Below are 750 nucleotides of genomic sequence, written 5' to 3'. Positions count from 1 at the left end.
GTAAGACCTCATAATAAGGTCTTACACATGAAGGTGCTGACAATGTTCTAAAAGGGGAAATACCTGAAATATAAATATAACTGAAAGGAGTGAAATACTAATGGAAGCAAGCACCTTTTTAGGACTGTTTTGGGGATGGATGACGGTTATCGTATCGGGAATACTTTTCGTACGTCCATCAGTTCTACGTGAACTGAAAAGATTAGTGGTCGAGGACAGAGGATTTGGGATTATGTATGGCTTTCTATCGATTTTCCTAGGATTAGGCACTGTTATCCTGCATAATGTATGGGCACTCAACTGGCTGGGATTCATCACAGTCATTGCATGGCTCGCACTATTAAAGGGAATTTACGTAATTGCATATCCTGAACCATCCAAGAAAACCGACTTTGAAGTACGGATACTATCTACGCGTATAGCACTTGCTATCGTTGGTGCTTTGGCTTTATGGATGCTTGTAGTAATCTATATGAAATAATCCGTAATTCCTAATAGCGACAAACAAGCCTCCGGCAGCGAATAGAAGGGTTTATTTATTCATCTCCTTTAATTTGGAAGATGTTGTCTCAGTAGTTTCGTTATGACCATTAAGACCTTCTTAATGTTGTTAAAATCAGGGTAGTCGCCAGGAAAATATGCTTAACGTTGTACATACGCATTTTCCTGACGCTTGAATAGGCTACACTTAGTTGGACAGAATTTTTAAGGTCAAGTAGACTACAGATACTACATTTGAGGAGAATCTAC

The 750-nt window shown here is 39.1% G+C and carries 1 protein-coding gene; it reads left to right on the top strand.

All coding sequences use genetic code 11. From position 1 onward, the window contains the following. Positions 1 to 100: 100 nt before the first annotated feature. Positions 101 to 481 (top strand): hypothetical protein, encoded by a 381-nt coding sequence (locus tag N9I19_RS24990; protein ID WP_284468977.1) that lies wholly within the window; start codon positions 101 to 103, stop codon positions 479 to 481. Positions 482 to 750: the final 269 nt, after the last annotated feature.

The sequence above is a fragment of the Peribacillus sp. CSMR9 genome (assembly GCF_033141925.1).
GTDB lineage: Bacteria > Bacillota > Bacilli > Bacillales > DSM-1321 > Peribacillus > Peribacillus simplex_A.
This window is presented reverse-complemented; position numbering and strand designations above follow the sequence as displayed.